Source organism: Thermodesulfitimonas sp. (assembly GCF_052743955.1).
Genome location: NZ_JBRAIN010000073.1, coordinates 1 through 8684, shown reverse-complemented (window position 1 = coordinate 8684; position 8684 = coordinate 1). Strand labels below are relative to the sequence as shown.

Annotated in this window: 6 protein-coding genes and 1 riboswitch; of the genes, 1 reads left to right on the top strand and 5 read right to left on the bottom strand. The window is 63.7% G+C overall.

What is annotated here, in order from left to right; translation table 11 throughout:
* From ACUVTA_RS07105 to ACUVTA_RS07085, 5 genes are all read right to left on the bottom strand, one after another.
* The coding region (locus tag ACUVTA_RS07105) for an ECF transporter S component (protein WP_445952261.1) at positions 1-438 on the bottom strand (438 nt) is incomplete at its 3' end.
* Positions 435-2117 (bottom strand): ABC transporter ATP-binding protein, encoded by a 1683-nt coding sequence (locus ACUVTA_RS07100; RefSeq protein ID WP_445952260.1) that lies wholly within the window; start codon positions 2115-2117, stop codon positions 435-437. The genes ACUVTA_RS07100 and ACUVTA_RS07105, both read right to left, overlap by 4 nt.
* Positions 2090-3058: an energy-coupling factor transporter transmembrane component T gene (locus tag ACUVTA_RS07095; protein ID WP_445952259.1), complete on the bottom strand. Its 969-nt coding sequence runs from the start codon at positions 3056-3058 to the stop codon at positions 2090-2092. The genes ACUVTA_RS07100 and ACUVTA_RS07095 overlap by 28 nt, the downstream gene beginning before the upstream one ends.
* Positions 3031-3726 (bottom strand): DUF4430 domain-containing protein, encoded by a 696-nt coding sequence (locus ACUVTA_RS07090; protein WP_445952258.1) that lies wholly within the window; start codon positions 3724-3726, stop codon positions 3031-3033. The genes ACUVTA_RS07095 and ACUVTA_RS07090 overlap by 28 nt, the downstream gene beginning before the upstream one ends.
* Positions 3727-4013: 287 nt before the next feature.
* Positions 4014-6794, bottom strand: a complete 2781-nt coding sequence (locus tag ACUVTA_RS07085) for an S-layer homology domain-containing protein (protein ID WP_445952257.1) — start codon at positions 6792-6794, stop codon at positions 4014-4016.
* A 122-nt stretch (positions 6795-6916) separates the two neighbouring features.
* A riboswitch (cobalamin riboswitch) is annotated at positions 6917-7162 on the bottom strand.
* 190 nt (positions 7163-7352) lie between these two features.
* Between ACUVTA_RS07085 and ACUVTA_RS07080 the strand changes: the two genes are divergently transcribed.
* Entirely contained in the window at positions 7353-8636 is a 1284-nt protein-coding gene (locus tag ACUVTA_RS07080; RefSeq protein WP_445952256.1) for a glycosyltransferase, read from the top strand.
* The last annotated feature ends 48 nt before the right edge of the window (positions 8637-8684 follow it).

Sequence of the window (8684 nt, the reverse complement as noted above, 5' to 3'; positions counted from 1 at the left end):
CTGCCAGATATCCATAAGGGCGCCATAAAGGTAGCCCCAGGAGAAGCAGAGGAGGGTCAGGCTCCTGTTTCCGGCGTAGGGGAAGGCCGCGCCCAGGATGCCGCCAGAGAGGCCGACGAGCCCCCAACAGAGCATCTGCCAGGGGGTCCAGGGGCCCTGGCCCATAAAGAAGTTGGAAAGCAAAGGAGTCAGCGCGCCGACGCAGAAGCCGCTCCGGGCTCCGAAGACAAAACCGGTTAGCGCCACCAAAAACATAGTTGGCTGCAGGAAGAGCAGCCCGACACCGGTCACGGCCCGGCCGGTAGCGCAGAGGGCAGACAAAACCGCCAGGACGGCGACCTGCCGGGAGTCGAACCCCTTTTTCCCCGCCCCGAATAAAAGCAGGCCGGCGGCGAGGATGCCAGCAAGCGTGGTGTAAAGCGCCCAGTTATCCGTCATCTTTCTTCCCCCAGGCGCGCGCTGGACAGTAGGGGCAAAAGTTTCGCCTGCGCCTCGGCGGGGGTTAGCACCCCGTCGCAGATACCCCGGCAGAGGCGGGCCGTCTGGGGCGCGTAAAAGAAGGACCGCCCCAGCACCGCGTGCTTTTCGCCATCGGCGACCACGCGGCCGTCAGCGAGGAGAACGACCCGGGTGGCGAATTCGGCCGCGAACTCCACATCGTGGGTCACCACCACCACCGCCTTGCCCGCGGCGGCCTCCTGGCGCAAAAAGTCGCCCAACTTGGCCTTCAGGTACAAGTCGAGCCCCCTGGTCGGCTCGTCGAGGAGGATGAGGCGGGGCCGGGTCACCAGCACCGCGGCTAACGCCACCCGCTGCCGCTCCCCGCCGCTGAGGTCCCGGGGGTTGCGGTGGCGGTGGCGCTGGAGCTCCAGCTTTTCTAACAGCGCCGCTACAGCCGCTTCGCTTTCGAGCCCCAGGTTTTTAGCGGTGAAGCGTACCTCATCTTCTACAGTATCTTGAAAAAGGTAGTCGTTCGGGTTTTGCGAAAGGTAGGCCACAAACCGCCTGATCTCTTTGTAGCCGTCGCGGCGCAGCTCCCTGCCCAAAACGGTGATCCTGCCCCGGCCCGGCGCAAGCAGCCCGGCCATGCACCGAAGCACGGTGGTCTTGCCCGCGCCGGTTTCGCCGAGGAGGGCGACGAATTCCCCGGCGCCCACCGTTAGGTTTACCCCTTTCAAGGCCTCCCGCCCCTCCGGGTAGGTAAACCAGACGTTTTCCAGGCGCGCGACGCTTTCCCGGTCGCGCGGCCCTGCGGGTTGCGGCTCCGGGGCGGGATCCCCCGCCGGTTTGGCGCCGGCAAGGCGGGTGCGTAAAAGGCGGCGCCCTTCCTTCACCGTCACCGGGACCGGGCTCAAGGAGAGGCCGGCGAAAAGCCTGGCCACCGGCGGCAGGAAGGGCAGCCCCTTTTTCGCCGCTTCCCGGGCTGCCTCGGCCGGCGTGCCGGCGCAGGCAACCGCGCCCTCCGCCATAATTAGCACGCGGTCAGCGAGATGGAAGCACCGCTCCAGGCGCTGCTCAATCAGGATCACCGTGAGGCCCATCTCTTCGTTAAGCCGCTTAACCAGGTTTAAAATCTCCTCCGCCGCCACGGGGTCGAGCTGCGAGGTGGGCTCGTCGAGGATGAGCACGCTGGGCTGCATCGCCAGCACCGCGGCGAGCGCTAACTTCTGCTTCTGCCCGCCGGAGAGGGTAGGGGTAAAGGCCTTCCGCAGCGGGGTCAAGTTCATAAACCCGCACACCTCCGCGATCCGGCGCGCCATCTCTTCCGGGGGGAGGCCTATGTTTTCCAGCCCGAAGGCGATCTCCGCCTCCACCTGTGTCTGGACGATCTGCTGCTCCGGGTCCTGAAAGACGATCCCCACCTCCCGCGCCAACTTCCGCCGGTCAAGGTTCCGGAGCGGCGTGCCGCGGAAAAGCGCCCGCCCCGCGATCCGCCCCCCGTAAAAGCCGGGGATCAGCCCGGCCAGCACCCTGGCCAGCGAAGACTTGCCCGAACCGGAGCCGCCCGTGACCAGGAGGAACTCGCCCGCTTCGACCGCGAGGTTGAGCTCCTTCAAGGCTGGTTTTTCGCGCTCCGGGTACCAGTAGCTCAGATTTTCGAGCGTAAAAAGCGGCAACGCTTCCACCCCACACTCAGAATGAGCGGCACCGAAAGGTAAAGGAGCACGACGCCAAGCACGCCGAGGGTCGCCCCGTCTCTAATCAGGTAGTCCGCCTCTGGGTAAAAGGTGAACCGGCCGTAACCGTACCGCCAGCCCCAGCAGGCGGCGAGAAGCGCCAAGAAGCTCCCGCCGGCGCAGAGCGCGTCCCTGGGCCGGAAGATATTCCGGCGGTAAACCGAGCGCCGGCCGCTGCCGAAGGCCCGCGCCTGCATCGAGGCGGCGACCGCCAGTGCGTCTTCGAGGGAGGAGAGGAGGAGGATGTTGTAAAGGCAGGCGTAACCCTTCACCTTTTGCTGCAGCCCGCCCGCCTCCAGGTCAACGCCGCGCAGCCGCAGGACCGTGGCGATCCGCTGGAGGTTTTGGGCCATCGTAGGCAGTAGGCGGGTGGCCAAGGTGATAATTAAGACCGACCGGCCGGCGATCCCGGAAAAAAGGTTGAGGAGCCGGTCGGGGTTAAGTACTAAGTTGTAAAGGCAGAAGATGCTCAGCAGCACCAGGAGCCGAAGGCCCGCCACGGCACCGAAATAGAAGGCCTCCAGAGAAACGTCGAGCCTGCCCAAATACGGCACCTGCGGGCCGTGCCAGATGATCGTCTTGCCGGCCCGGATCACCAGGGGGTTGACCGCCATAACCACCAGCATCAGAAAAACACCGGCCTTTAAGAAAGCTTCCCAGGCCCGCACGCCCTCCGCTTCCCTGATTAAAAGCGCCAGGAGGAGGAGCAAAGCCAGGAGATAGAGCGGGTTGGCGAAGACCAGGGCCAGGATGAGCAGCACCGTAAGGTAAACTAAGACCGTGGCCGGGTGAAGGCCCTGCAGGAAAAGTCCTTTATCCCGGTAAAAAAGCTCCGTGAACATCGCTTGCTCCTCTACTTCTGCCGGGCTAAATCCTCCCACCGGGGCGGCGGCTGGCTCATACTCCGGCTGTACCACCAGATCACCCGGTCGCCCGTCTTTACCGGGTGCTTGTCGGCCATATGCATCGGGACCTCGCCGTTGACGGCGTACATCCAGCCGGCCATCCCGCTGTTGGCCTGGCCGGCGATCGCGTCCACAAAATCGGGCCAGGTCGGTTTCATCGCGTAAGACAGGCCGGTGGCGTCAAGCGCTCCTAACGCTGTAACCCCCCAGCGGTTGTCCGGCTTTACCGTCACCGTCGCGGGGCCGAAGAGGAGTTCCCCGTTTTTACCGACCACCGCTATCCCCACCTGGCAGCCTGCCGGCACCGCCGGGGCGGCAGCGCTGCTTCCGGAGGCGGCCGGTTTACTTTCGATCTTGGCGGCGTTGCCCAGCGCGGCAGTCTTCGCGACGGGCGCCGGTGCACCGGCGGCTCTCTGGCCAGTTTGCTTACCTGCTTTTGTCAACCGGTCTGCTGCTGGGGCGGCCTTTTTGGTCTGCCCGCTACCTTCTCCCGGGCTACGGGCAGCCGGAGCCCGGGCTACGCGTTCTGCCAGTGTCTTTGGCGGCGGGTGGGGCGGCAGGACCTTGTGCAGGTAGAAGGCCGGCCCAAGCGTGCCGAGCAGGATCACAGCCACGGCGATAAGATAGGTTAAAACCCGCCGCATAAAACCACTCCCTTAACATCCATAAAACCGATGAATCGGCCCTGGGCAGACCGGCTCGCGCCAGATTCCTCACCGACCGCACTGACGCTCGTCTCCGGCTCTCCGTCCGGCACCGCGCAAACTCGGCGTCTTTGCCTCGGTTGCGCTTGCCGGCGTCCGTGCCGGCATCCGGACTCCGAGCCGTCACCTCGCCAAGTGCGGTTCGCGGCTCGTCATACGGCGCGGCACCGGTCTTGCCGCAGGACCTGCTGTGCCTGTCTAACCCCGCAGGTTAACCGGCCGGGCTGCTATTCGGTGGGTTGCTGCCACCGCGCGTAGAGCCGGTAAAGAACCGTTGCCGCCTCGGCCCGGGTGGCCTCATGTTGCGGCCCGAACCGGGCGTTCGCCCGCCCGGTCACCAGTCCCGCGCGGGCCGCCAGGGCGCAAGCCCCCCGCGCCCAGGAAGAGATGTTAGCGGCGTCACCGAAGCGGGCGAGAAGCGCCGGGACTTCTTCCGCGCCAGGCTGCGCCGCGATCTTCTTTAGCGCTAAGAAGCGCGCGAGTATGGTCGCCATCTGCTCCCTGGTAATGGGTTTATCGGGGCCGAAGCTTTTATTACCGAGGCCGGTAACCAAACCCGCCTCCGCCGCGGCGCCTACCATCCCGCGGTACCAGGCCGCGGCTGGTATATCGGTAAAGCGGGCCGCGCCCGCGGAGGCGGGGGCCAATCCCGCCAGCCGGGCGAGGAGCGCCGTGAACTCGGCCCGGGTGACCGGCCTTTCCGGGGCGAAGCGGTCTTTATCCACCCCGGCGACGAGATCCCGGTTGGCGAGGAAGGCGATCTCCTTTCCGGCCCAGTGACCCTGGGTATCAACGAAGGTTTTGGTCACCGTATCTTCCACAAGGGCGTACTTGCTGAGGTGCTCGGTCCGGAAGAGGATGCTCTTCCCGGCCGGGTCGTAGACGCCGCCGATTTTTTCCCAGCTTTTCTTCTGGTCGTTGTAGTAAGCGGCCTGAAGACGCCCGTCTGCCGCTGCCTTACTTGCGGCTTCGGGCACAGGCAGGGCGAGATAGCAACCCGGGAAAGAGGAAAGGGTTTTCGTCTTGCCCTGGCTGTCTGTGGCCAAGAGGGCTAGGTCGTAAACCGCGCCGGCCAGCTTCTCTGCTGCCGGCAGCGCGGCGGCAAGGGGCTGGGCTTCCGCTGGGGAGAGCTCCTGCGCCTGAATCTGGAGGCGCGCCGCGGCCGCTACTTCGCCCGCTACGGCTTTGAGCGCCTGCGGGGGAAGCAGGAAGACTACCTTCTGGATACTCACCGCAAGCGGCTTCGCTGCGGCGGCCACCTTGGCGAACTGGCCGGGGGTAAGGGTGAGCGTGTTCTCCCCGCTACCGGCGGTGAGTTCGGTGCGGCCGGTGGCGGCGGCCTTCGCCAGCGCCGCCTCCATCGCGCTGTCGTCCACCGCGGGCGGGAGGTGCGGCGCCTGGTAGCCCCCGCCGGCAGTGCGCGCTACCAGGTCTTCCCACTTGGGCGGCTGCTGCTCCATGCTCTTGCTGTAGTACCAGATTACCCGGTCACCGTCTTTCAGGCTGTATTTTTCCGGCCCCACCATCGGGATCTGCCCGTTGACGGCGTACATCCAGCCGGCCATCCTGCTGTTAGCCTGGCCGGCGATCGCGTCGACGAGGATTCCCCACGCCCACTCGGAGGTGTGGTAGGGGAGCCCGGAGGCGTCTAAAAGCCCGAGGGACGTCAGCCCCCACCTGTTGCCCGGCGTGACGGCGACGTAGGCCGGGCCGAAGAGGAGTTCACCGTTCATCCCGACGACCGCTAACCCCGGGGTGATCACGGCGGGGGCGCCGCCGCTGACCGGGGCTTTCACGGTAACGGTGGCGCTGGCGGTCAGGCCCCCGTAAACGGCGCTTACGGTGGTAGTCCCGGCGTTCTTAGCGGTTATCCGGCCCTTGTAAACCGCGTTATCCACGCTCAGGATAGTGGCGTCGGCCGCCACCCAGGCGGCGTAGGCGGTCACGTTGTGCTGGCCGTAGGCATCCTGCCAGACGGCGCGGAGCTGACTGCTCTCGCCGGGGCTAAGGTTAGGATTGGATGGCGACAGGTAAAACTGTTTGTCTAAAAGATTGAGCGCCCAGAGCACCCAAGTGGCGTCCATCGCGTTACCGGAGGTGCCCAGGCTGCCGTCAGGATTCAGCGCCTTTTCCGTTAGGTAATCAACCGGGCTCTTCCCGGCGCTGCTCCGCCACGTCGCGGGGTCCTCGCCCAGCGCTTTGGCCGTGAGGATCGCCTCGCAGGTATCGATCACCGGGTCATCCATCCCGGCGACGAAGCCCCCGTCGGGCTTTTGCTGCCGCCGCAGCCATTCCCGGCCGCAGTAGATCGCCGCCTGTACCGTGGCGTCCTTCTTGCCGGGGTCCAAATAGTGCAGCGTCCGCACCGCTTCCGCCGTCGCCATAAAGTCGGCGTAGAACCCGGCGCCGTCCGCCGAACCCCAGCTTCCGTAGGGCGGTGTGCCCGGTTCAAGGTACTGACTTTCCAAGATGTAGCGTTTTGCCGCTCCGGTGTTCAGCTGGGCGATCAGCCCGGTCCGCGCCAAGATCTCGAAAGCGGGCATATTGCTATAAATGCTTAGCGGGCCGCTCTCCCCAAAACCCTGGCCAGTCTGCCTTTCTTTGAGCGCTTGCAGGAGCCGGGCTACCAAGTCTTCCCGACCCAGCGCTTGGGCGGCTGCCAGGTCCTGGGCGAGGGTCTTCGCCCGCGTCGCCTGCACCTGCGCCAGGTCCTGCTCAATACCGTTCAGCACCGCCGCCGTGAGCGTAACGCCTCCGTGCTGCCAGCCGCTCACGTCCACCCCAGCTTGCTTCAGGACGTAAAAGGCGTACGCGCCCACGCCGGCGTCGGTGTTGACAAAGCCGTTTTGCCGGTACTCCTTGGTGAGGAAGCGCACCGCCTGCGCGGTGGGGAGCAGAGGCGAGTTTTCGGCCGCGGCCGCCCCGCCGGCTAGCCCGGCCAGGCTGCCGAGAAGACAGATAACCACCAGGAAAGCGGTGCAACACCGCTTGCGCGGGTTATTTCTCATGACCTCTCCCACCTTTACTTTTGTTTCCAGGTAAGGGAACCGCATCACCCGAAGGGGGCTTTGAGGCCACGGCAGGATGCTACCGGAAACAAAGAAACCACCTCCCTATCCGCGTAGGTTGGGTTGGTCTGGCGGAACGGGCAGGTCTCCTGGCTCGGGTTCACCGCCGCCGCACGCCTTCCCACCCAGCACTCAACCCAACCTATGTCCATCTTGTTGCCTCTGACGTGGAATTCTTTCGTTGAGTGCTGGGCAGTGGCCTTTTGTGCGGCGCCTCCCCCTCACAGTGGCGGGACCGCGCCGGATTTGCACCGGCTTCCCTTTTAGCCTTTACCGCAGAGTAAAGGACCCGTTCCGACGGTTGCTTTTTTGGCCATAATCTTACCATACCTTGGGGGGACTGTCTATCGCCCAAATCTATAAGCGCTGGCCGGGTTAGAATAGAGAATTTTCCTGTAGAAAAGAGAAAGACTTTCGATTATATTAATGTAGGCGGGGAATTCCGGCCGGTTATTTCCCCGGAAAATTTGCTTTATTAAGAGGTGTTCGAACTGAATTATGGCGCTTCCTAGGGAACTCCCGGTGGCAGAGAAAGTAAGCGATATTCTTTCGGCAACGGAGACTCTAGAGGCCTATGCAGCCTTTGCCGGAGAGGAATTGATCGCGGATCTCCTGCGGCTCGGAGAAGAACTGCGCGGGGTGCGCTTCCAGCAGGTCAACTCCACGCGGCTCGGCGGTGGTGTGGCGGAGATGCTCCGTTCCCTCATCCCGCTGGAGCGAGCGCTTGGTCTTGACGTAAGCTGGGAAGTTCTCACCGGTGAGCCGGCGTTTTTCAATTTTACCAAGCAACTGCACAATTTCTTGCAGGGCCGCCCGGGAACGATCGATATTTTAGGCGTTAAGGCGTACTGGGAGACTAACCGGGCCAATTACCGGTTGGTTGACGAGCACGCGGACGTAGTCCTGATTCATGATCCCCAGCCGGCGGGCTTGATAACCTTCGTCCCTCCGGAGGTGCGGCGGCGGCAGAAATGGTTCTGGCGGTGCCACATCCAGATTGACAAAGAGCGTTGCGTGATGGTTGATTTTCTAAAACCCTTGGTAGAGCTTTACGACGCAGCGATATTTTCGGTGATGTCTTACATCCCCAACTGGCAGGTGCGTTCCTTCATCATCCTGCCGTACATCAATCCCCTCTCCGAGAAAAACCGGGAACTGAGTGAAACAGAGATCCGGCAAGTTTTGGATAAGTACGGTATCGCCGATCCGGCGCGAAAGCCACTCATTTTACTCGTCTCGCGTTTTGATCTTTTCAAAGGGCACCGGTACGCTTTGGAGGCTTTTAAAGAGGTTCGGCGGCAGAAGGAGTGTCAGCTGCTCTTTGTCGGCGGGACGGCGAGCGACGACCCGGAAAACGAACGGATTTTCGCGGCGCTGGCGGAAGAGGTTAAAAAGGTGCCGGATGCTTACCTCCTTAACCTGCCCCCGGATAGTCACCGGGAGATCAATGCGCTCCAGCGGGCCGCTACGGTGATTCTGCAACCTTCGACGAAGGAAGGCTTTGGCCTTACGGTTACGGAGGGGATGTGGAAAGAGAAACCGGTTGTGGCCACCAATGTTGGCGGCATCCCCACCCAGATCGCCGACGGTTACAACGGTTTCCTCGTTGCTCCAGGCGAAGCGGGCGTGCGGGAGATGGCGGCGCGCATTCTCTACCTGCTCGAACACCCGCTGCAGGCGCAGGTGATGGGGCGGCGGGCCCGCGAGACGGTGCGGGAGCGCTTCCTGATTACGCGGGGGCTTTGGGACGAGCTGATGCTCGTGAGGAACCTTCTGCGTTGACTTCCTCCCCAGGGCTTTGGCCCGGGGATTCCTTCAGGCGGTTCGTGC